Annotated in this window: 22 protein-coding genes; 14 read left to right on the top strand and 8 right to left on the bottom strand. The window is 63.0% G+C overall.

Going from position 1 to position 20,114, the window contains the following annotated elements:
• Positions 1-35: 35 nt before the first annotated feature.
• The gene (locus tag K5880_RS09985) at positions 36-992 is read right to left on the bottom strand and encodes a hypothetical protein (RefSeq protein WP_297651288.1); all 957 of its coding nucleotides are present in this window, start codon (positions 990-992) and stop codon (positions 36-38) included.
• A 140-nt stretch (positions 993-1,132) separates the two neighbouring features.
• Between K5880_RS09985 and K5880_RS09980 the strand changes: the two genes are divergently transcribed.
• The 11 genes from K5880_RS09980 (at position 1,133) to K5880_RS09930 (ending at position 9,721) form a co-directional block, all read left to right on the top strand.
• The gene (locus tag K5880_RS09980; RefSeq protein ID WP_297651287.1) at positions 1,133-1,591 is read left to right on the top strand and encodes a hypothetical protein; all 459 of its coding nucleotides are present in this window, start codon (positions 1,133-1,135) and stop codon (positions 1,589-1,591) included.
• Positions 1,592-1,848: 257 nt separating this feature from the next.
• The gene (locus K5880_RS09975; RefSeq protein ID WP_297651286.1) at positions 1,849-2,820 is read left to right on the top strand and encodes a hypothetical protein; all 972 of its coding nucleotides are present in this window, start codon (positions 1,849-1,851) and stop codon (positions 2,818-2,820) included.
• A gap of 201 nt (positions 2,821-3,021) precedes the next feature.
• Entirely contained in the window at positions 3,022-3,300 is a 279-nt protein-coding gene (locus K5880_RS09970) for a hypothetical protein (protein WP_297651285.1), read from the top strand.
• Positions 3,301-3,479: 179 nt separating this feature from the next.
• A complete protein-coding gene (locus K5880_RS09965; RefSeq protein ID WP_297651284.1) occupies positions 3,480-4,409 on the top strand; it encodes a hypothetical protein in 930 nt (309 codons plus the stop codon).
• Positions 4,410-4,695: 286 nt separating this feature from the next.
• Positions 4,696-5,016 (top strand): hypothetical protein, encoded by a 321-nt coding sequence (locus tag K5880_RS09960; protein WP_297651282.1) that lies wholly within the window; start codon positions 4,696-4,698, stop codon positions 5,014-5,016.
• Between the two features lie 58 nt (positions 5,017-5,074).
• Complete coding sequence (locus K5880_RS09955; protein ID WP_297651280.1) at positions 5,075-5,449, top strand: hypothetical protein; 375 nt, start codon at positions 5,075-5,077, stop codon at positions 5,447-5,449.
• Between the two features lie 49 nt (positions 5,450-5,498).
• Positions 5,499-6,122, top strand: a complete 624-nt coding sequence (locus K5880_RS09950) for a hypothetical protein (RefSeq protein WP_297651278.1) — start codon at positions 5,499-5,501, stop codon at positions 6,120-6,122.
• A gap of 203 nt (positions 6,123-6,325) precedes the next feature.
• The gene (locus tag K5880_RS09945; protein ID WP_297651277.1) at positions 6,326-6,769 is read left to right on the top strand and encodes a hypothetical protein; all 444 of its coding nucleotides are present in this window, start codon (positions 6,326-6,328) and stop codon (positions 6,767-6,769) included.
• A 116-nt stretch (positions 6,770-6,885) separates the two neighbouring features.
• The gene (locus K5880_RS09940; RefSeq protein ID WP_297651275.1) at positions 6,886-7,548 is read left to right on the top strand and encodes a hypothetical protein; all 663 of its coding nucleotides are present in this window, start codon (positions 6,886-6,888) and stop codon (positions 7,546-7,548) included.
• A gap of 103 nt (positions 7,549-7,651) precedes the next feature.
• On the top strand, positions 7,652-8,734 hold the full coding sequence (locus K5880_RS09935; protein WP_297651273.1) for a hypothetical protein: 1,083 nt from the start codon (positions 7,652-7,654) through the stop codon (positions 8,732-8,734).
• A 30-nt stretch (positions 8,735-8,764) separates the two neighbouring features.
• Positions 8,765-9,721: a hypothetical protein gene (locus K5880_RS09930; protein WP_297651271.1), complete on the top strand. Its 957-nt coding sequence runs from the start codon at positions 8,765-8,767 to the stop codon at positions 9,719-9,721.
• 7 nt (positions 9,722-9,728) lie between these two features.
• Here K5880_RS09930 and K5880_RS09925 read toward each other — a convergent pair whose 3' ends face one another.
• Entirely contained in the window at positions 9,729-11,444 is a 1,716-nt protein-coding gene (locus K5880_RS09925) for an ATP-binding protein (protein WP_297651269.1), read from the bottom strand.
• An 82-nt stretch (positions 11,445-11,526) separates the two neighbouring features.
• Between K5880_RS09925 and K5880_RS09920 the strand changes: the two genes are divergently transcribed.
• The 3 genes from K5880_RS09920 to K5880_RS09910 all read left to right on the top strand — a co-directional run bounded on the left by K5880_RS09920 (position 11,527) and on the right by K5880_RS09910 (position 17,044).
• On the top strand, positions 11,527-13,815 hold the full coding sequence (locus K5880_RS09920; protein ID WP_297651267.1) for an ATP-binding protein: 2,289 nt from the start codon (positions 11,527-11,529) through the stop codon (positions 13,813-13,815).
• Positions 13,816-13,940: 125 nt separating this feature from the next.
• Positions 13,941-15,131: a site-specific DNA-methyltransferase gene (locus K5880_RS09915; RefSeq protein ID WP_297651265.1), complete on the top strand. Its 1,191-nt coding sequence runs from the start codon at positions 13,941-13,943 to the stop codon at positions 15,129-15,131.
• 347 nt (positions 15,132-15,478) lie between these two features.
• A complete protein-coding gene (locus K5880_RS09910; RefSeq protein WP_297651263.1) occupies positions 15,479-17,044 on the top strand; it encodes a methyltransferase in 1,566 nt (521 codons plus the stop codon).
• 73 nt (positions 17,045-17,117) lie between these two features.
• On the opposite strand, the gene K5880_RS09905 is transcribed toward K5880_RS09910, so the two are convergent.
• The 6 genes from K5880_RS09905 to K5880_RS09880 form a co-directional block, all read right to left on the bottom strand.
• On the bottom strand, positions 17,118-17,558 hold the full coding sequence (locus K5880_RS09905) for a hypothetical protein (protein WP_297651261.1): 441 nt from the start codon (positions 17,556-17,558) through the stop codon (positions 17,118-17,120).
• A gap of 181 nt (positions 17,559-17,739) precedes the next feature.
• Positions 17,740-18,300, bottom strand: coding sequence for a thermonuclease family protein (locus tag K5880_RS09900; protein WP_297651259.1), 561 nt, complete (start codon positions 18,298-18,300; stop codon positions 17,740-17,742).
• Positions 18,297-18,617, bottom strand: a complete 321-nt coding sequence (locus K5880_RS09895; RefSeq protein ID WP_297651257.1) for a hypothetical protein — start codon at positions 18,615-18,617, stop codon at positions 18,297-18,299. Before K5880_RS09895 ends, K5880_RS09900 begins: the two co-directional genes overlap by 4 nt.
• A gap of 123 nt (positions 18,618-18,740) precedes the next feature.
• Complete coding sequence (locus K5880_RS09890; RefSeq protein ID WP_297651255.1) at positions 18,741-19,310, bottom strand: hypothetical protein; 570 nt, start codon at positions 19,308-19,310, stop codon at positions 18,741-18,743.
• Positions 19,307-19,591 (bottom strand): hypothetical protein, encoded by a 285-nt coding sequence (locus tag K5880_RS09885; RefSeq protein ID WP_297651253.1) that lies wholly within the window; start codon positions 19,589-19,591, stop codon positions 19,307-19,309. The genes K5880_RS09890 and K5880_RS09885 overlap by 4 nt, the downstream gene beginning before the upstream one ends.
• The gene (locus tag K5880_RS09880; protein WP_297651251.1) at positions 19,588-20,034 is read right to left on the bottom strand and encodes a hypothetical protein; all 447 of its coding nucleotides are present in this window, start codon (positions 20,032-20,034) and stop codon (positions 19,588-19,590) included. Before K5880_RS09880 ends, K5880_RS09885 begins: the two co-directional genes overlap by 4 nt.
• Positions 20,035-20,114: the final 80 nt, after the last annotated feature.

Raw genomic sequence — 20,114 nt, 5'->3', positions numbered from 1 at the left:
AAGCCCCCATGCAGAGCAATCCGCTGGGGGCTTTTTCATTGCTGTCGCACTTGACCGTGCTGCCCTATGGTCACCTTGTAGCTGAGGAAATGGGGAGGTAGGGGCTCATCGCGCTTTCGGTCCTTCGGCATCTTGCTTCGTTCCGTCAGCATCTCCCGCTTGCTCTCGAATCTCCGATCTCGTTCAGCCCTCTCCGCATCTTCCGCTGCGATCACCCGGGCTCGCGCTTCGTCGCGGCTTCTCCCAAGCCTTTGAACCCATACCGAGGTCCAACCAGTCAGCAGGGCGACAATCCCCGTCCACGGCTCAAACTTGTCTCCGTCTCCCGCAGTCAACCAGGCGATGAAAAGTGCCAAGGTTGCCAGAGACCCCAGAACGAGTGCGCCCAAAGCCCATGGATGAAGACCTGCCAGCGCTGTCTTGCTTTCAAAGCCTCGACTCCGTTCTTCGAGCCGTTCCACAGTTCGCCGGTCCTGCCCGCTCGCCGCCATGAGGCCACTGGTCGCACGACCGTAGCGCAGGAAATCGCGCACCATCCCAAGGATGGTTTTCTCACACATGCATTCGGGGCCGTCAAAGTACCCCCAGATGAGTTTGGGCTTCCGCTGCCGCAAGTTCAGCGACTCGAAGGGAAAGAGAAGCACTGCTATGCCGCCCCGAGAGTCTTGCGAGATCACCATGGAGGCGCCAACTTCGATGTCTTCTTCTGCAACCCCTGGAAGGGGGTGCTTTCCGAACCAGATGCTTACGCTCCTGCTCGGGTCATCAGTCCGGACATAGAGATGCTCCCACGGGTGCTCGCTGCGCGCTACCTCGGCTGCATGCTGAAGTCGTCGTCTCAGCTTGTCGGCAACGATCGGCCAACTCGCGCGCCGGTAAAAGCGCTTTCTCAATGCGCGCTCGCTCGCATGCCACTCACCTCTGACCACGTTCGCTACGCGTGCGCGCTCTTTGGCCTCATCGTCTTTCAGAGCGTCCTCATGAGCCGTCATACTGCTTCCCCCTTGGTCCGGAGTGGACATCCTAGCGGAGCTCATCTACCAGGCCGATATGGGCGGCCTGAGCCACAAGACGGTGCCCCTCGCTGCCGATACAGTTGCAGCGAACGAACAGACTCCGCGAGGGACAGAACATGAAGGCTGAGGAAGGATTCCAGCAAGGGCCCGGCAGCAAACTTGACCCGCAGATCGTGGGCAACGTGGGCCTCTACTACTGCTGCTACAAGCTCTCGCTCATGGGATGGAACGTGATGCCCACTGCTCGCAATGCCCGCGGCGTGGACCTCATTGCCTACAGCTACGACGCGACCCGCCTGGTCAGCATCCAGGTCAAGTCACTTTCCAAGCGTTCAGCGGTGCCATTGGGCGCGTCGCTGGACAAGGTAATGGGGCACTACTGGGTCATCCTGAATCAAGTGCTCGCCACACCAGTGGCCTACGTCCTCCAGCCCGCAGAGGTCACGGCGCTGGCCAAGCGACAGGAGAAGGATGGCAAAGTGTCGTTTTGGCTGGATCCTCCACAGTACGAACAGGATCGGTTTCGGGAGGGCTGGATGCGAATCGGACACGCGGGGCCGTCGTCGCAGCTGTAGCGCGCGCAGGAGACCTTGCTGCAACTGACGACGGGCGCAGTCGACCCTCAACAACCAAGACGGGATCGGCACTCCAGCTGGACCGAATCGCTTGCTGAGGAAGAGCCTCACCACTATCGTCCCAACCACACGCCTCAGTGGCACCGGTGCAGCGCCTCGGCGACGAGCGCGTGATCGCACCCTTCACCCTCAACCCCACCGGGATCACGCATCCCGCAGGGGGCGTGGTCCCTCCATTTCCCATGGAGATCCACGAAATGAAAGAACTCGCAGAGAACCTGCCGTTCGGCCAGGTCAATGCGCACCTGCACGACGAGATGGTCATGCGCGTGGGCATCCCCCACAAAAGCGGCCACATGGCAGCCCACGCCTTCAACCAGGCCTACCCGGTGATGGTCTCGGCCAACGCCTTCTGGTCGCAGAGCAAGCAGGCCTTTGCCTTCCCCGAGGCGACCGACCTTAGCGAGACCGACTTCGCAATGGACAGCGCGGGCTTCGTCGCCATGAAGCTCTGGAAGGCCAAGGGCCGCCAGCGCGGCATGGGCGGCATCTTCCCCTGGACGTACGCCGAGTACATCGAGTTTGCAACCGGCTCCGGCGCTTCTTGGTGGAGCCAAAGTGACTGCTGCGTGGAACCCGAGATCGCCACCAGCGAGGCGGAAGTGGACTTTCGCATCCGCGCGACCGGCACTTTCCTCGAAGGCACGCTGCGCATCCTCTACGAGTGGCAGAACGAACTGGCCAAGACGACAACTTCGAACGTGGTCGCCAACATGCTTCCGCCGCCGGTGCCGGTCATCCAGGGCTGGGAGGTTGAGCACTACGAGCGCAGCATGGAGATGATGATGCAGGTTTGGGAGCGCTGGCAGCCCTGGCTGGCCACACCCGCCCTCATCGGCGTCGGATCGGTCTGCCGGCGCACGCTGCGGCACCCCAGGCACGGCCTCTACGCGATCCTGGATCGCGTGAAGACGATGATCCCAAAGGGGAGCCGACTCCATCTGTTCGGCGTCAAAGGCGAGGCACTTACGGAGCTTGGCGACCAGAGATGGATCGCCTCGGCCGACTCCATGGCCTACGATTTCGGCGCGAGGCTCAAGGCCCACCGTTCTGGCGTCTCCAACTCGATGGCGCACCGCTGCACCGAGATGGATCGCTGGATGAAGGCGGCAATGCAGCGCATCAGTGCCAATAACGAAGAACGCTACTCACCGTCGCTCGTGGCGTGAGCAGCGGCACAACACGAATAGAGAAGGGCGGCCCACAAAGGCCGCCCTTTCTCGTCTGCGGACTTGAAGTGGCAGGGACGGGGTAGCACCATCTGGGACGTGCCCCCGGCCAGCGCGCAAGGGCGCTTGCCCTGAGAAGCGATTGCATGCCCAAAGACAGATCCTTCGCATCGCAACAGGTGGCTGCGCTATCGTGCACCCATGAACTCAAGTCGCGACCAAGAGGACTTCGGATGGAAGGACGAGCGCCCCATCTGGAAGCTTCTCGCCTGGCTGATCAAGCACCTCGCTCTGATCATTGCCGCCACTGCGGCGCTGGTCTGGGGAGGGCCGGTGGCAGGGTTTCTGGTCCGTACCGCGTCGGCAATGGGCGAGCCTCTGACAGCACCGACTGTCGAGTTTTTGACCCCTTCGGCGGACCGGGCGGAGTTGCCATCGCACTTCGCCGCTCATCCAGATGTTCCCCGAAGCGCGATCTGAGCCGATTCGGTAGCCCAAACTCGCAGCGCCCCCCAAAATCAGCTCACCCCATGGCCACAGTGCCATCTGCAGCAAGACAGCCGTAAGGCGTCCACGCTGCCAAACATCAGTTCAACAAACCCACCCGGGACCACCTCCCGAGCGGGGCGTGGTCCCTTCATCACATGGAGATCCACGAAGTGAATCAAACCAAGAGCGCCAGCCCCGGCATGACCGGCAGCGTGATCAGCTTTCCCGAGCGAGGCCCCTGGGGCGACAGCAAGTGGCGCGGCAACGCGTCAGGCCACGTCTACCGTTCCCTGTTCGAACAGGTTCGGCCGCAGGTGTTTGTCGATCCCATGGTTGGCAGCGGCACCAGCGTCGAAGTCGCCCGCGAGATGGGCATCGAGGCCTACGGTCTGGACCTGCATCAGGGCTTCAACGCCGTCTCGATGGACATCCTCAACCATGTAGGAAAGCCCGCTGATCTCGTGATATCTCACCCGCCATACGGCGGCATGATCAAGTACACGGGCCCCGGCGGCATGTGGGGCGACAAGGCCGATCCCGGTGACCTCAGCCACTGCGCGGATGATGCCGAGTTCCACGAGAAGATGCAGATGGTGTTGCTCAACCAGCGCCGCGCAACGCGACCAGGGGGCTACTACGGCACCCTGATCGGTGATTGGCGCCGCGGCGGGGTCTACACGTCCTACCAGGCCGAGATGATCGCTCGCATGCCCGCCAACGAGCTGGCCGCCGTGATCATCAAGACCCAGCACAACTGCGTGTCCGACACCAAGACCTACGGCGCGATGAAGCTGCCGCGGATCCTGCATGAGTACCTGCTCATCTGGGAAAAGCGAAGCGTCTCAGCTGTCGTCCTGCTTTCCACGCTCGTCAAGGAGCAGGGAGCACGGGTGAGTGGTACCTGGAAGAACATCGTTCGCCTGGTCCTCCAGGGCTTGGGCGGGCGCGCCACTTTGGACAAGCTGTATGCGGCGATCGCCGCTGCAGCGCCCGAGCGCCTTGCAGAGAACCACCACTGGCGCGAGAAGGTGCGTCAGACCCTGCAGCTGCACACCGACCTGTTTCGCAATGAGGCACGCGGCCTGTGGGCCGTTGCCTGAGCGAAAGGCCTTCACAACCCCCAGAAGAGCCCCGGACCGCAAGGTCTGGGGCTCTTCGCATTCATGGCCACAAACTGGACCATATCGGTGGCACGCCGAGTCGCGCAAACACACAATCGATTCACCACGGCATTCGTGCCACGTCGGCGTCTCGCGCAAGCGACGCCGGCCTCAACCCTCCCGGCAATCCCATCCCCCGTAGATGGGCCTCCCCCGGCAGGGGTAGGTGCATCTGCGGCTCTCCACCACTCAGAGCCTCAGTAGAGGCCCTCGAAAGGACTCCCTCATGCATCTGACCCTCACCGCGCCGCTGACGATTCGCAATCTCGTCTCGCGCAAGATCTATGACGTGCTGCCCGTGCCCATGGCAAACAGCACCCCCAGCCAACAGCCCGTTCTGTGGCGCAGGTTCATGAAGCTCGGTGGCCGCGTGCTGCCGATCTCCAAAGACGACTGCGAGCGTGTTCGCGAGTACATGCGCAACCACGGCACCGAGGCCATCAGCGCCGATGGCAAGGTTGCGTTCACGCTCAACGGTGACTTTCTCGCCGAGTGCGTGCCCGATGCCTGCGACCAGGTGGGTCTCACCGACCCCGAACTGCACTGAGGCCGTGGCAATGCAAAGAGCACGACGCACCCTCTATCAGCAGCTGCGGCGCAACGGTATGAGCACTCGTGCGGCTGGATGCGCTGCAAGACGCGAGATCTCCTACTCCCTCGGGAAGTGCCAGGCGCAGGTCTACGCGCTCGGCTCGCCCATGGGGCACGCGCATTTCATCAGCCTGCAGCTTGAAGAGCGCTTGGGCCTTGTCCGCAAGAACCGGCGCGAAGCATTGCGCTACGCCCGCTACGCCAGAGCCAACGCACCCGCACATGCGGCGCAGTTTCCGCAGCGGCGCGACCACCGTCTGATTGCTTCGTTCGCCGAGCTCTCAGGCCACTACCGTGCGTGGGCAAGCGCGCACATCACCCATGCACACAGGCTGCTCAGCAACCTGCGCGAGACCCAGGCCGCCAGCGGCTTGCGCCTCCTTCCATAAAACCCGCCTGGGCTGTCCGCGAGGACGCCCAGGCAACGCCTGGTACACCATGAACACCACCAACACCACCAACACCATCAACAAAGCTCCCATCGCACGACGCCTGTTCGTCAACTTCGTGCCTCAGGCCTGGATCGCCAACACGGCCATCCCCATCGGGCAACCCGAAGCGAAGGATGCCACCGAACACCTGCTGCAGCTGTCCCTACGCGAGATCCACTCGATCAAGGACCGAGATGCCAGCAGCGACGAGTTCGTGGACGCCGTCGCGTGGGCGCACTACGGCCCGTTCGAGGTCGAAGCGGTCGATGCGGTCAAGGCCTACTTTTCCGTGGGCGAACTGACCGAGATCACGCAGGAGATGCTCGACGCCGCGCGAGCGGGAGAACTCCCCGCAAACGCCTCGACCGACAGCGAGGACCGCACCGGTCTGCTGAGCAACTGGATGCTCACCTACGGCGAGCACACGCTGCTCTTCGCCTGCGAGGCTGAGAACGTGAGGCATGCCATCGAGCAGTGCGAGAACGCGAACCCGGGCGAGCGCGTCATTGGCGCCTTCTTGATGCCCACCGCAAGCGAGTGCAGCCAAGACCCGATGCTTGCCGCGCATGTGCAGCGAGCCAACAACTTGATCGCCAGCCTGGCTGATGCCGCCATGGCCAGCGTCTGCTGATCGAGAAAAACCAAGTTTTCATGCCCCGGCGCCTCACGGTCCGGGGCATTTTTCTTTGATCGTACGAACGCCTGCCCGCCCCGCAATCTGCGCCCGAGCGCTGCAATCCGTGCAGCGGCGTAGCGCGAAGGTTCACGCGCCTAGAATCGACGCCTCCCGCATGCCACTGAAAGAGTCCTCCAATGACGTCCTTTGCAGAGTCCATGAAGCGCGAGATCGCACGCGTCGCCAGAAAAGAACTCAAAACCGAGTTGGCAAGCCTGCGCAAAGCCAGCGCCGCGCACCGCACGGAGATCGCATCGCTCAAGCGCCTGGTGAAGACGCAGAGCACCGCGCTCAATCAGCTGGTGAAGCTCGCCAACAAGACCGGCGCCACCGTGGCAAAGAACGCGAGCAAGGCGGTGCCGACCGCGAGGCAGCCCGCAACGCAGTCCGCCCAGAATGCCTTCTCCGCTGCTGCATTCTTGGCGCATCGCAAACGCCTGGGCCTGACTCAGAAGCAGATGGGCAAGCTCGTTGGTGCCTCATCCCTGTCGATCTGGAAATGGGAAAGCCAAGGGGTGGTGCCGCGCGCCAAGCACCTCGCTTCGATCCAGGCCGCGCTGAAGATGGGCAAGCGCCAAGCCCTCGCCGTCGCGCTGGACTGACCGACGCTTCCGGGCTCGGGGTGGTGCGCCGGCGCGCCCATCCCGCGCCAACGGGGCATTCCTCTCGCGTTGGAGAGACGCGCGCGGCGCCTCGCGCCGTCAGACTTCTGCCCAGTATGAGCAAGAAGTCCAAGTCCCCCAAGAACGCGCCGCTGGTGCCGCTTGTCCTCGTTCCCATGTACGGCTACATGCGCGTTGCCCAGCGCATAGAAGCCGATCACGCCATCAACGACTATGAGATCAGCCTGCGCCGCGACGTCTATGGCGCCAGTGCGGAAGAGATCCTTGCGTTCTTGGAGACAGCGCTCGCACAGCGCATCATCCAGAAGTGGCGCACCGATCGTGACGGAACGAGCGCATGGGTCGAGCTCGATCGCGCGCTGCGCGAGCACGAAGGCGGCTTCATGGCCGCCGCGCAGACCAGAGCCGCCAAGCTGCGCCACTTCAATGAGCAAAGCGAAGCCATCGCCGAGTGCGCCGCCCTGAGCGTTCAGGCTCTGGATGGTCGGACCCTCCGCGGCATGTTGCGCCAACTCGCAAGCAGTGCTGGCGAAGGCGTGCCCCCGCAAGTGCTCATCTACAAGCTCGGCCACGACCTGGCCATGACGATCCGGGCACGCCAGGAAAACGGCTTCTGTAGCGACTGGGATACTGAACTGGCGGCACTCACCTTCGGGATGGAGCTTGAGCTCGAACTGAATCACCTCGAGACCTCAGCGCCTCTAATCGCAGAGGACCACGCCTCCCAGGGCGAGCGTGAGGCGCTGGCCACGGCCTGACCGGTCGGCCCAGCTGGGCAAGGTCAATCAGACGTTTAGTCGCGACCTTATTGTCAAGTCGCAACCTAAATGCTAAAGTCGCAACTAAAAAAGGAGTTGCGACATGAAATTTCCCGCCCTACAGGACCTCGACGGACGCTGGGACGGCGCGGGCGGCCCGATCCTCGTCGAGGTGAAGAAAACCAGCAGCATGCGCGATGTGCGCGACATGGTTTTGATGATGCTTCAGGTCCTGGACGAACAGCCCAAGAAAGCGCAGGCGGTGGGCGTCCTCACCGAGACGCGGCTCTCCGAGACGCGGGTGCTCGACGAACTGCAGGCGATTCGAAGCCTGGTGCGCCCAGACCTGAGGGATCGCGTGCATTGCCTGCTGCACACGCAGGACGGCACTTTCACCGGCTCCATGATGAACAAGCCCAGCGAGTTCTACAACTGGCTGCAAGAGCTCATCGCCAGTGAAATGAGGGCCGCCGGCCAAGGTGGGGGCGGCGCCAAGGACGTGTTTCCGGCACGTCATGCTGTCGTGGCGACCCTTGTCGCTCACCGACTGTGGGCGCACGACCCCACCCCGATGCGCATCGGGGCGCTCCAACGCACAGCAGGCGTGAGTTATCCGACAGTGGCCGCGGCGCTGCAGGATCTGCGCGAGAAGCGCCTGCTTGAGGAGGTGGGCACATCGGTAAGACTTCGAATGCCCGAGCAGCGTGAGCTGATGCAGCTCGCGCGCGAGCACGCCGCGGTGCGCACCTCGGAGTACTTTGTCGACCCGACTGGCATGGAAACGCCACAGCGCCTGCAAAAACTGTGGATCAACAGGCAACTGGCGGGAGCCAAGAGCGAGGGCGTACGAATCGGCGGCGTCGCCGGCGCAGCGCACCACTTCGAGTACCTCGACATCAGCGCGCCCCCGCGGATCGACTTTTCCGTGCAAGGCAACGATTCGAGTTTCGTGCGCAGGCTCAACGCTGGCTTGGTGCCGCGCACGGATCCAGCGCAGAAGGTAGTGCTGGCCGTACATCACACCTGGGACCCATTCTTCATCGAGAGCCTCAACGGCGAATCAATGGGCGCGCGATATGCAACGCCCCTCGAATGCCTGACCGACCTCATCGAGCTTGGCTACACACGCGAGGCCGAAGAGATGGCACACCACATGATTGAGGAAGTCCCCTCGGCGCAGCCATGAGGGCATCGAAGCAGAGACAGGGAGGTCCAGATGGAACTGATGTCGCCAGATGACGTGCTCGCCCAGATAGCGAGCGCACTGCCGCCAACGTGCCGAGACAACGTGATCATCGTTGGCAGCCTCGCAGCGGGGTTTCACTTTTTCTCGGGTGACCCAGAGCGCGCCATCCGCACCAAGGACGTGGACTGCATGTTCACCCCACACGCGAGCGCTGTGACCGTGGCACACCAGGTAACCGAGCAGCTGTTCGACGCGAAATGGCAGCAACGCCAAGGTGCGTGGAGCACGCCTGGAGACGCCAGCACGCCTGAGGACCAGTTGCCGCTGGTGAGACTTGCCCCACCGGGACAGGCCCAGTGGTTTCTAGAACTGCTGGGGGCCCCGGATCTGCAACGGCCCGACTCACCAGCAAAAGCCATGCACCGCATCGAGACGAACCGAGGTCACTTTGCGCTTTGCAGCTTCAGATACCTGGGCCTTGTGGAGTGGCGGCCGATACTGACCGAGCACGGACTGCGGATCGCCCGGCCGGAGATGATGGCGCTGGCAAACCTGCTTCACCACCCCCGGGTGGCGCCCGACCTCATCTCAGGCACAGACGGCTGGAAACGATCGAACAAGGATCTCGGGCGCGTGCTCGCCCTGGCGTGGCTGACCCGTGAACGCGACATGCGACACGACACGGAAGACCTAGACCGATGGGCCGAGCACATGACTCAGGCCTTGCGCGAGCGCTTCCCCGGCGAGGCGCAGGCACTGGCAACTGGTGCGGGCACGGGACTCCGCCAGATGCTCAGAAGCGAGCGCGACCTTGCGCAGGCGCTGCGAATCTGCAACCTTGGTCTGCTCGCGTCCCTGGAGGTCGGCGAGTCAGCATTCAGAGCGATCGGCGAGCAGGTGCTTGCCGAAGTCGTTGAGCCCTTGGAGGCGGCGTTCCACGTGCCAGGGGAAGGTTCAACGCCAGACTGGCCCAGACCACATCGGTAGCGAGGGGCTAGGAGTCAAGGTCGCCCAAGGCGGACGCCGTCAACGTCTGATCCACCGGCAAGGTGAAGTACAGCGCACACCCGTGGCCAGGTGTGCTGTCGGCCCATATGCGGCCGTTGTGGCGCTGCACGATGCGCTGCGCGATAGCGAGGCCCGTGCCGTCGCCCTGGAACTCCAGGGAGTGATGCTGGCGCGCGAACATCACAAACAGGTTCTTGGCCTTGCTCACATCGAAACCGACGCCTGCATCAGCAACGAAGAACTCACCGAAGCCATCGTCCTCGGGGCGCCAGCCAATCTGCACATCGGAGGTATCCTGGCCCGCGCTGAACTTCACCGCGTTGTCCAGCACGCTATACAGCAACTGAGTGAGCATGATCGGGTCGCCCGACACCACGGGAAGATCTCCAGCGACCACGAAACGCACACGCGCATCCGGGCGCTCCCGCTCCACGCGACCAATAGCGTTCTGCACCAAAGACGCCATGGCCAGTGGCACAGGATGTAGGTCGGCACGACCGATGCGGGCGTAGTCAAGCAGGGCTTCCACCATCGCGTTGACCCGGCGCGTCGCGGTGCGCACGCCATCGCGGTAGCGCGCCAGTTCATCGTTCTCGGCGACCCGCGCATCCTCAACAATGAGGCCGGCGAAGGTGTTCAGGTGGCGCAGTGGACCGCGAAGGTCATGCGTGATGTGATGCGTAAAGACATCCAAGTCCTTGTTGGGCACCGCGTACTGGCGCACTCGCTCGGAGACGCGGCGCTCGAGCTCCGCGTTGAGGTCGTTCATCACTTTGTCCAAGTCGCGCGCCACGGTCATGTCCCGGGTGATGCAGGAGAGGCCTTCCAGCGATCCGTCCCGGTCGCGCAGCGCCGTCAGCAGCACGTGGCCCCAAAACGGCTGCCCATCGGCGCGCCGGCGCCAGCCGTGCACCTCCCACTGGCCGCGCTCACAGGCCAGGCGAACTGCATCCTGGCTGGACAATTCGTCCTCCTCACCCGGTACCGACGCCTGCAGGGCACTCAAGGGCATGCCGATGATCTGTGCCCGCACAAAACCGTGCAGGCGATGCGCGCTCTCGCTCCAGTCATTTACGCGACCCTCCGCGTCGAGAAAGAAGATGCAACTGTCCTGCAAAGCATCCGCCATCAGCGCGTAGCGATGTTTGGCGCGCACCAGCTCAACACTGGCCTCGTCAGCGGGACTGATCGACACCAGCGAAACTGCCCCGCCTTCGATCGTCGCACTTGCCCCCCCATTTGCCCCCCGAAGCGTAGTGAAGGACGCCCGCGCGTGCACTTCAATGCCATCCCCGCGCTTGATCAGAAGATCCAACTCGGGGACCGGCGCGCCCGAAAGAGTGCGATCCACGCGGGCGCCAAGCGCTGCCACTGCAGTCTGGTCCGTCACGCGCAACGCAGATTCCACGCTCGCTCCCGAGGACAGAGGCGACTCGTCCAACCCCATCCAGTCGCAAAGCGCCTTGTTCACACGTTGAACGTGGCCGCGCGCATCGAACAGGGCGGTCGGATAGGGCATGGCATCGAAGAAGCGATCCGCCTGGACAAGCACATCGCCGCTCGAACGCGCTGAGTTAACGGTTCCCGTCGGCATGAAAAAAGTCGCACCCAAAGAGCGCAATCCCTGAAAGTTTGTGAAAAGCCGCGCCGCGGTGGAAAGGCGCGCGGCCCGCGAAGCGTACCAGCCGGCATCCTGTGCCACGGCGACACTCCGATTGTGTGCGGGGTGGATTAAACCGGACGTTGCAAGACATTAAACCAAGAGATGTCTATGGGGCGACCGGTTGAACCCGTCCGACGAGACCATCGCCGCTGAGAGCGACGCACGCGAATCTCCACCTGGACATCAAGAGCAGACGGAAACGCTGCTGCTGGCTACCATTCCCCTCGTCTTGGATCCATGCATCCAGCACGCGGCCCTCTCGCGGCCGCCAACACCCATCTGCTCCAGCAGGAGCGATTCAACCCCGCCCGGGAACCACTCCCGGCCCGGGGGATGCGTTTCCCGGTCTTGTCCCCCAAGGAATCACATGGAAACCATCGAAACCACCGCAACCAATGGCGAGCAACAAACAGTGCGTGCCACCGTTGATCAGCGTGCCTTCTTCAAGTCGATGCGCCACCTGTTTGCCTCCAGCTTCTCCGTCATGGGCGAGCTGGTGCAAAACGGCCGGCGTGCACAGGCCACGAAGATCGCGATCACCTGCGACGAAGCGGCCAGGCTCATCACCGTCAGCGATGACGGTGTGGGCATCGACAACTTCGACGTGCTACTCGACCTCGCCCGAAGCGGCTGGGAGAGCGCCGAGGTGCAGTTGGTCGACAAACCCTTCGGCATGGGATTCTTCGCCTGCGCGTTCGCCGCACAGAGCGTGAAGGTCTACTCCAAGGGAAAGCGCCTGGTATTCAGCCAGGACGATGTCATCGAGCAGCGCGCGCTGAGCGTGCAGGAGCAAAGCGAGGAGGAGCGCGCCGCAATGGGCGAGTGGACCACCCGCATCGAACTCGTCGGCGCCAGTCGCGATCTCCTGGGTTCCCAGCAGCAGGTGCACTTCAAAACGCACAGCTTCGAGACCCGCATCCACCACCTGGTGTGTGGCTTCCCGCTGCCCGTCACCTACAACGGCACGCCACTGGCGCAGCATGCTTCTCTGCCGGCACTGCGCGACGTCTGCGAGGCAACCTCTATTGGCCACGTGCATGCAGTCTTCATGCACGCCAAGCCGACACGGGCCGCTGAGTTGACGCCTGCACACGCAAACAACACCGCGCTGTACCTGCAAGGCCTACCCATTGAAGCCGGCCCATTCGGCTTCAACACCCACGGCAGCATCAGCTACATCGTGCACCTTGACTCCTCACAGTTCACAGCACGCATGCCCGACCGCTCTCACCTGTACGACCGCGACAAGAACGTCGCCCGCATCTGGGAAGAGGTTGGCGCAGTGATCCGACGCCACATCGTGAGTCAGAAGGATGTGCTCGACCCCCAGGATTTCGTGCGCAAGTACTGGAATCCGGCGAGCAAGTTCAACATCCGACACGTTTTCAATGACGTGCCGTTCATGCCGCGGCGTGAGTTTCTGGACGTGAACACCGTGGCCATCAACACCGACTACACCGATGTTCTTTCGCACGTGTGGGGAGGACTAGGCGAGGACGGCGAGGCCCTGATCAGCTATGAGGATGTCAAGTCCGGGGCGATCAAGGTCTGGCGCAACGCACCAGGCTGCGTTCAGGAAGATCCCTGGGCTGCCACACTGCTCAAAGTGATGCAAGTAGCCGACATCCGTTCGGTCAATGCGCAGCACGAAGAGCACTGGATCAACCGCATCGCGCCCGACAGTGCCGACATGCAGTTCGAGGTGCAATTGGAGACGCCCGGGGCGAAATCGGTCGACTACTGTTGGCAGGATTGCAACGCGAACATTCGCGAGGCGGCCGCAGCAACGGTGATCGTGACCTCCAAGGTCGATCCAGCCTGGTGCGAGGAACATCGCATCGAGAACAACTGGCTCTTCGTGCCTGATGGCGAAACACTGGAGGCGGTCGATGCGTACGGCGCCGGCGACCACAACTACTACGCCTGGCTGCTGGGCAACAGCGAGCAGGCACAGGACCACCCCGTCAACGCGCTCTCGACTTTCACCGACGACAACCACTATGTGGAGGATTGGGAAGAGGATGCAAAGCGCGATTGGGACCTCAAGGTCGGATTGCTGCGCGATAGCCATCTCAGCGAGACCATCGGCCGACTGCTCGTGAACACCTGGCCGCAGTTCAGCGACCGCAACCTCGGGCAGATCAGCATCGCGCGCGCTCGCCGAAACCACATCGGCGCGCAACGTGGTGACGATGAATACGGTGATGCGAAGCTGGACCTGATCCCCATGGATGACAACCTGATCCGGGCGATCTGCCAGCAGCTCAAACGCACGTGCGGTGTTCAGGTGAGCGAAGCCCAACTGGGTGACGCAATCTGGCACGCCGTCAAGCCGGGCGAGTTGCACGGTGGCCCGCTCGATGGAGCGTTCTACCGCCACGCCACGATCGTGAATCCCAACAACAAGTGAAGACCCCCTGGGCGAACCTGATTCGCCCGCCTCAAGCCCCCTGGTGCCATGCATCAGGGGGCTCTTCTTTTGTCTCGCGCGGCCGCCGATTTGACAACGTGGCCTTGTCCGGTAGCTTGGACCGCATGCAACTCGACCTCTTCGCTGCCGTGCTCGATGAGTACCTGCAGTCAGGCAGCCTATCCAACGAATCGCTCTACGCACACCTAGGGCGCGCCGGGGCTGTGCAGCCCGCGGCATTCGCGCAGCGAACGGCAATCGGAGCAAGCGGCGAGCAGCACAGCCCGGCCAAGCGCCGCGTGCGCTGGATCCAGCAGACCCTCAAGGCCATGGGCCTGATCGAGCGCATCCCGCAGCAGCGCGGCGTCTGGCGGGCCACCACCAAAGCCAAGGCCGACCTCACCCCGGCGCAGCCCAAGGTCGTGCTGCTGGGTTTTCACACCGAACTTGGGATCGGCATCTGGGGCAACGCGGTCGATGTGCTCAACCGCATCGATGAGCCGGTGAGCCTATTCTTGACTTCGCCGCCGTACGCCCTGCGCCAGCCGCGCGCCTACGGCAATCCGAGCCAACAGGCGTATGTGGACTTCATCACGTCGACCCTGGAACCTATCTGCCGCACGCTTGCCCCAGGTGGCGTAGTCGCTCTCAACGTATCCAATGACATCTTTGTTGAGGGCTCGCCCGAACGATCGACCTACCGAGAGGAACTGGTATTGGCCATCAAGAGCCGCTGCGGCCTGGCGCTGATGGACTCGCTCATCTGGCTCAACCCTTGCAAGCCACCCGGGCCGATCCAATGGGCGAGCAAGCAACGCATGCAACTGGGCGTGGCATACGAGCATGTGCTGTACTTCACCAACGACCCGCATCGCTGCAAGGCCGACAACCGTCGCATCCTGCAGCCCCACACACCGGCGCAGCGCCGCCTGATCGAGCGCGGGGGCGAGAACCGCACCGCGGTCAACGCCGACGGCGCGTACCGCATCCGCCCGGGCAGCTACGGCAACGCTACAGCAGGCAGCATTCAGCGCAACGTGCTCAACGTCTCCCACAACTGCCCATCGCAGCGCGCCCTACGGGCCAAGACAGACGCGCTGGGCCTGCCGCGCCATGGGGCCGTCATGCCCCTAAAGCTGGCCCGCATGTTGGTGGAGTTCTTCTGCCCCCCGGGAGAGCTCGTGGTGGACCCGTTCGCGGGTTCCTTCACCACGGCTCGCGCCGCCGAGGACACTGGTCGGCGCTGGATCTGTGGCGACAAGCACCTGGAATACGTACTGCTGGGACAGCACCGGATGCAGCCGGCCGTAGCCTGAGCGCACAGAAAAAAGAAACCCGGCCATGGGCCGGGCTTGGAAGTCTTCTTGCTGTCACACGCGAAGACCCCGCTCAGGGAGGTGAAGCGGGGAAGCCTTGCGGCCTCGGCGCAGATCATAACGAAACTATCACCACCAAGTCCGGGGTGTCCCCACGGGGGCCGTTGGCCCACTTGCTCGGGACTGGACCGTTTCGCTTGCCCGTGCACCCAAGCCCGGCCAAACTCACCCCCGTTCGTCCATGCGACGTACGCGCCCGCGCTTTGCCGCCGTGGCGCCTTCACCCACCCAGTAGGGGCTCCATTGCCCCTCACGGGTCGGGGGCCCTTCATTTCCACAGGCCCCCCATGAAATCTCACATGTTGCTTCTGGCTCGCCTGAAGCAGATCTCGCCCATCCTGGCCCTGCGCGCTCTCTTTCCTTGGGAAGTGCCGGTGTTGGAACTCGACGACGGCACCACGATCCTCGAAACCGAGGACGGCACACGTCAGCTGCGCGACGCGCAAGCGCGGCCTCTGATCAGTGCACGCCCGATCGGCGATGACATCCAGATCTCGGTGCACGACGCACTTTTGCTGGAGCCGAATCACCCGCTGAGTCTATGCGTGGCCCTGCTGGGCGTTGCAAAGAATCCGATGCGGATGAATACCGAAACGCTCGACGACCGAGTGCTCAGCCTGGACTCCGCCTGGTGCTTGCTGCAAAACTTCAAGGGCAAGGCTGAAATTGCCGAGGACTGGCACATGGACGCCACCATCAAAGTCCTTGAAGTCGCCGCGGAGTGGCACACGCTGCGCATGGCCGTGTTCGAAGACCGTGCACGCAAGCAGCAGCTCGATCGCATCGAGGCGCTGCAGTACCTGGTGAGCCAGCCTGGCTGGCCGCGCCAATCAGTCGAGAAAGTGTCACTCAATGAGGAGCCACGAGGCTCATCGCTATCGATCAAGTTCGCGGAGCGCAATTGGCCCACTGAGGTACCAGCGATGCAGATGAACTGGCAGGTAGCCCCTCCGCTCAAAGCGGCCCCGTTGCCCAAGGGCAAGGGCGCCTCGCGCAAGGTTGCCGGCGTCGCCTCCAGTGCGTCGATGGTCCCCCGTGCGACGAAGCTGAAAGAGGACGTTTTGGCTGTGCTCAACAACGTGCAGATCACCGGCAACGAGGTCCGCATCGTGGAGCGCCTGTCACCCAAGCTGTACAAGGCCGTCAACGACGTGCTCACGGAAATGGGGGGTAAGTGGTCCACGCCGAAGCAAGCGCATGTGTTTTCTACCAGTCCGGCAGAGACCATCGCCACAGCCATCTTCGAAGGGGAACTGCTCACGTCCAAGGACTATGAGTTCTTCCCAACGCCGCCCGAGCTTGTGGCGCAGCTTCTGCTGCAAGTGGGCCTGGAGCCAGGCATGCTGGTGCTCGAACCCCAGGCGGGAGAGGGCGCCATCGCCATGGCCGCGGCCGAGGTGGTGGGCAAGGCCAATGTGACCTGCCACGAGTTGATGCCGCGCAATGTCGCGCATTTGCAAGGCCTGGGGTTCGCCATTGAGCGTCCCGAGGACTTCCTGCAAGTGGCGCCGTCGCCGCGCTTTGATCGCGTCTTGCTCAACCCGCCGTTCTCCGGTGGCAAGGACATTGCGCACATCACGCACGCCATGAAGTTCGTCAGGCCGGGCGGTCGACTGGCGGCCATCGCATCGACGACCTGGCAGACGGCCGACAACGCCATGAGCCGCGCCTTCGCCCTCTGGGTTGAAAAACACGCGCTGGCGACCCAACAGATTGGACGCGGAGCGTTCAAGGCCTCGGGGACCGAAGTGCCAACGGTCTTGCTGGTGCTGCAGGCACCGCAGGACGAACAACACGAAGCCGTTGAACAGACGGTCGACGAACTCGACGAGTTGGCAGCAGCCTTCCTCTGATCCAGAAAACGAACAAGCCCCACCGGGAGCCAGGCAGCAGCTTGGCAACCGGTGGGGCTTTTTCTGTTTGGCGCTACGGGGCCGACGCGGGCGTGGCAACGACAATGCCCATGGAGGCGATCTCACTGCGCGCCGCAACTAGAACCTGATCAAACTCACCCACACTCAGCTGCTCCAGCTGAAAACCGTGCATCTCGACCATCTCGCGCAGCACGGCGAGTTCGTCCTCGCTGGGCACACTGAAGTGCCAGTGGCCGTCGACCAAGCTGCGCTTGTGCACGTCATTGAGCACGCGCAGGGCATCGCCAATGAGTGCAGCCAGGCCCTTGACCACTCCGTGCATCTCGATGCGCCGCGCCATGATGCAGGCCACGCATAGATCCTGCCAGGCCGTGGCTGAGGCACCTTCCTGGCCCAGCGCATCGATCGAGCCGGCCAAGCTGGTGCGCAACCCGACCAACACGTCTGCAGGCAGCTTGCGCGCCCTGGTCGCCGCGATCTCAAACGTGTTCAAGGCGGGCTTCCAGCGTGACTGGAATGGCCTGCTGCGCTTCGTACTTCCCATGGGTGCAATCTACCTCGCCAAAGTGCCTTCGAGCCAGTGAGTCAGCGGCACCAGGGTGTCTCGCTTCCACGTGGCCGCCTCCCACTGACAGACCTTGGACCGCTGGCTGTCGTGAAAAGAATGCATTGCTCTACCTCGCTCCCTTCGAGGAACGGCGGTAATCCCATGGGGGCATGGGACTTCGGTCCCGCCAGAGACCAATGCCGGTCGTACGCGCCCCTTGTTCGGCGAGGGAGTAGCGTTGTCGGTCGCTTGCACTCTGATCGCGCTCGTAGAACTTGTAGTGCCAGGCCATGCCGCGCTCCACCTGCATCAGGTTGATGTCCGCACCGCCGAGGAAGACAGTGCCCAGGATGCGGCCGTACCGGTCTTGCTTGGCGAAGCGCACGGAGACCGTCTTGCCGTAGACAAGATCGGAGAGCGAGCGCTTGGAAGCGCTGCCGAAGGCCTGACCGGATTCGGGCGCGTCGATGCCCTGCAGCCGAACCCGAATGTTTTCCTTGGACGCCGTCAGCACCGTGATGGTGTCGCCATCGGCCACGCCGACGACGCGAGCTGAGAACTCGCCCGCCCACAGGTGAGAGGTCGAGGCGGCCAGGGCACCCAGCAGCAGCAGGCGCGCGAGCCATCGAGCGGCCCAGCCGGGCAGGCCAATCATGCGCAGGCCAGTGGAGAGGAGGAGGAGTTTCATTTGTCCGAAATGGAAAGATCAAACTCAGTGGCTTTGCCGGCGAGCGCAAGGTGGCGGGCATTCACGCCCATGGCCTTCCAATAGGCATACATCGGGGGCTTGTGCTTCCTGTAGGCCACCTCGGCGTTGGCCCGGCACGTGCGGCTGGTGGCCTGCAGCATCTTGACCAAGGCGACGCGGGCGCTCAGCGGCAAGGCGGCGTAGGCCGCACGCACCTCGGGGATAGCCAGCATCGGGTTACGGACATCGGCGCGGCTGCTGCGCGGGGTCAGGACCGGCTGCACCGGACATTCGGCGGTAGGGATCGAATCGTTCATTGCTTTGCAGTCTCAGGGCTTGAAGGCGACGGCCTTCCTGACAACAGAATTGCACGCAACCAGCATTCGTCAAGAGCACGCGGCACGAAATTCCCCTGCACCCAGCGACACACTATCGCTACGTCAAGCGCAGATATCTCCAGTACGAGAGTTGATGACACCGCACGCACAGGCCCGCCAAAGGACGGTATCCACGGTCGCGACACGCAGTCCAACCTCATGCGCCAAGCGTTCACACAGTTCGTGGACTGTCGTCTGCTCTCGATCCGCCAGGCGCTGCAAGTGCACGTCAGGCTTGGCCACATCAGCGCCCAGGTTCTTTGCGAGGTGGTACTTCGTGATGTCCCCAACCCAAGGCAGGCTCGCACAGAACCCCAGCTTGTCGTCCGCGGTCAGGTACGCCTGCAAGAGTGCTTCACGTTCCCGCCAGATCCTCTCGATTGCCGAGACCTTCCCAGCATGCCCGAAGGCATCCGAGACTTCGCTACCTGCATAGAGCGCCTTCATGCAGCGCTGATATATCCCCTGCGCGACAGTCGCCTTCATGCCGCTGTTGCAGATCACGAAGATGGCCTCGCGAGCGAAACTCTCGGCATCGCTGGGCGCGGTCACGCTCTCGGACCATTGAATGTCGTCTTCGGCCTGAGCGCCAAGGCGTGCGCGAATTTTCTGGAAATCCTCGACTGTGATCACGAAGCCCTCCCCGCTGCTTTCAGTTCGGCACTCGTTGCCAAGCGATAGCCGTAGCCAATCTTCACCAGTAGGGGCGCCTTCTCACGCCACCTCGACGTCTGGCGCTCGCTGAACCACCTCGGCGTGTTTCCATTCCAGGAAGCTTCGACTCGGCGGCCATCGAGATCAACCGAACTGATATGGACTCGCCACACGCTGACTGTCGTCATAGTCGTGTTCCCCATCTTCGAGCGGCCCACATCGAAGACCACCATCCCGGCACGCATGCGATCGATCTTCATGAGGCGTCCGCCATGCCCTTGTCGTCGTCTTGAAGGCGATCGAGCGCCACCAGCGCACTGTCGATGGCTTCCCGCGGCGAGTTGCCACTTCCACGAACTTGCGGCTCGCCATCCTCACCGTAGACTTCGGCATCCCAAGGGCCTTCGAACTCAGGAATCACCGCAATGCGGTGGCGCTCCATGGCATTGAGGCGAGCGCCATCCCGGTGGTCCCGCTTGTCCACAACGGGGACAACAAGGCTTGCAGAAGCAACGAACCGGTATGCCTCGCGCGCCGTGTCGGCCTCTGCCAACTGCAACGCGTGGTCATCCCCTGGATACTTCCGCTCAGCATAGGCGCGCAGCGCGTCGCCTTTGAGCAAGCCTGTCTTTTGCCAGTGCTCAATTTCCGCGCAGCGCGCAGCCAAGTCTTCGTGGTCTTCACCACGGTTGATGTCAGTCATGGTTCAAGAGTCTTTCGAAACGTTGATGGAGAAGAGCTTCATGAGCCCAGAGTCGCACTCAACTGCGATCAGTCAAGGCC

It is taken from the genome of Hydrogenophaga sp., from assembly GCF_025699295.1.
GTDB lineage: Bacteria > Pseudomonadota > Gammaproteobacteria > Burkholderiales > Burkholderiaceae_C > Hydrogenophaga.
This window is presented reverse-complemented; position numbering and strand designations above follow the sequence as displayed.

What these genes read in the sequence shown, in the direction of transcription:
- K5880_RS09950 (WP_297651278.1), top strand. Translation starts at nt 5,499, where the DNA reads ATGAACACCACCAACACCACCAACACCATCAACAAAGCTCCCATCGCA.
- K5880_RS09945 (WP_297651277.1), top strand. Translation starts at nt 6,326, where the DNA reads ATGAAGCGCGAGATCGCACGCGTCGCCAGAAAAGAACTCAAAACCGAG.
- K5880_RS09955 (WP_297651280.1), top strand. Translation starts at nt 5,075, where the DNA reads ATGAGCACTCGTGCGGCTGGATGCGCTGCAAGACGCGAGATCTCCTAC.
- K5880_RS09940 (WP_297651275.1), top strand. Translation starts at nt 6,886, where the DNA reads ATGAGCAAGAAGTCCAAGTCCCCCAAGAACGCGCCGCTGGTGCCGCTT.
- K5880_RS09960 (WP_297651282.1), top strand. Translation starts at nt 4,696, where the DNA reads ATGCATCTGACCCTCACCGCGCCGCTGACGATTCGCAATCTCGTCTCG.
- K5880_RS09980 (WP_297651287.1), top strand. Translation starts at nt 1,133, where the DNA reads ATGAAGGCTGAGGAAGGATTCCAGCAAGGGCCCGGCAGCAAACTTGAC.
- K5880_RS09985 (WP_297651288.1), bottom strand. Translation starts at nt 992, where the DNA reads ATGACGGCTCATGAGGACGCTCTGAAAGACGATGAGGCCAAAGAGCGC.
- K5880_RS09900 (WP_297651259.1), bottom strand. Translation starts at nt 18,300, where the DNA reads ATGAAACTCCTCCTCCTCTCCACTGGCCTGCGCATGATTGGCCTGCCC.
- K5880_RS09970 (WP_297651285.1), top strand. Translation starts at nt 3,022, where the DNA reads ATGAACTCAAGTCGCGACCAAGAGGACTTCGGATGGAAGGACGAGCGC.
- K5880_RS09910 (WP_297651263.1), top strand. Translation starts at nt 15,479, where the DNA reads ATGAAATCTCACATGTTGCTTCTGGCTCGCCTGAAGCAGATCTCGCCC.
- K5880_RS09930 (WP_297651271.1), top strand. Translation starts at nt 8,765, where the DNA reads ATGGAACTGATGTCGCCAGATGACGTGCTCGCCCAGATAGCGAGCGCA.
- K5880_RS09915 (WP_297651265.1), top strand. Translation starts at nt 13,941, where the DNA reads ATGCAACTCGACCTCTTCGCTGCCGTGCTCGATGAGTACCTGCAGTCA.
- K5880_RS09975 (WP_297651286.1), top strand. Translation starts at nt 1,849, where the DNA reads ATGAAAGAACTCGCAGAGAACCTGCCGTTCGGCCAGGTCAATGCGCAC.
- K5880_RS09935 (WP_297651273.1), top strand. Translation starts at nt 7,652, where the DNA reads ATGAAATTTCCCGCCCTACAGGACCTCGACGGACGCTGGGACGGCGCG.
- K5880_RS09885 (WP_297651253.1), bottom strand. Translation starts at nt 19,591, where the DNA reads ATGAAGATCGATCGCATGCGTGCCGGGATGGTGGTCTTCGATGTGGGC.
- K5880_RS09880 (WP_297651251.1), bottom strand. Translation starts at nt 20,034, where the DNA reads ATGACTGACATCAACCGTGGTGAAGACCACGAAGACTTGGCTGCGCGC.
- K5880_RS09895 (WP_297651257.1), bottom strand. Translation starts at nt 18,617, where the DNA reads ATGAACGATTCGATCCCTACCGCCGAATGTCCGGTGCAGCCGGTCCTG.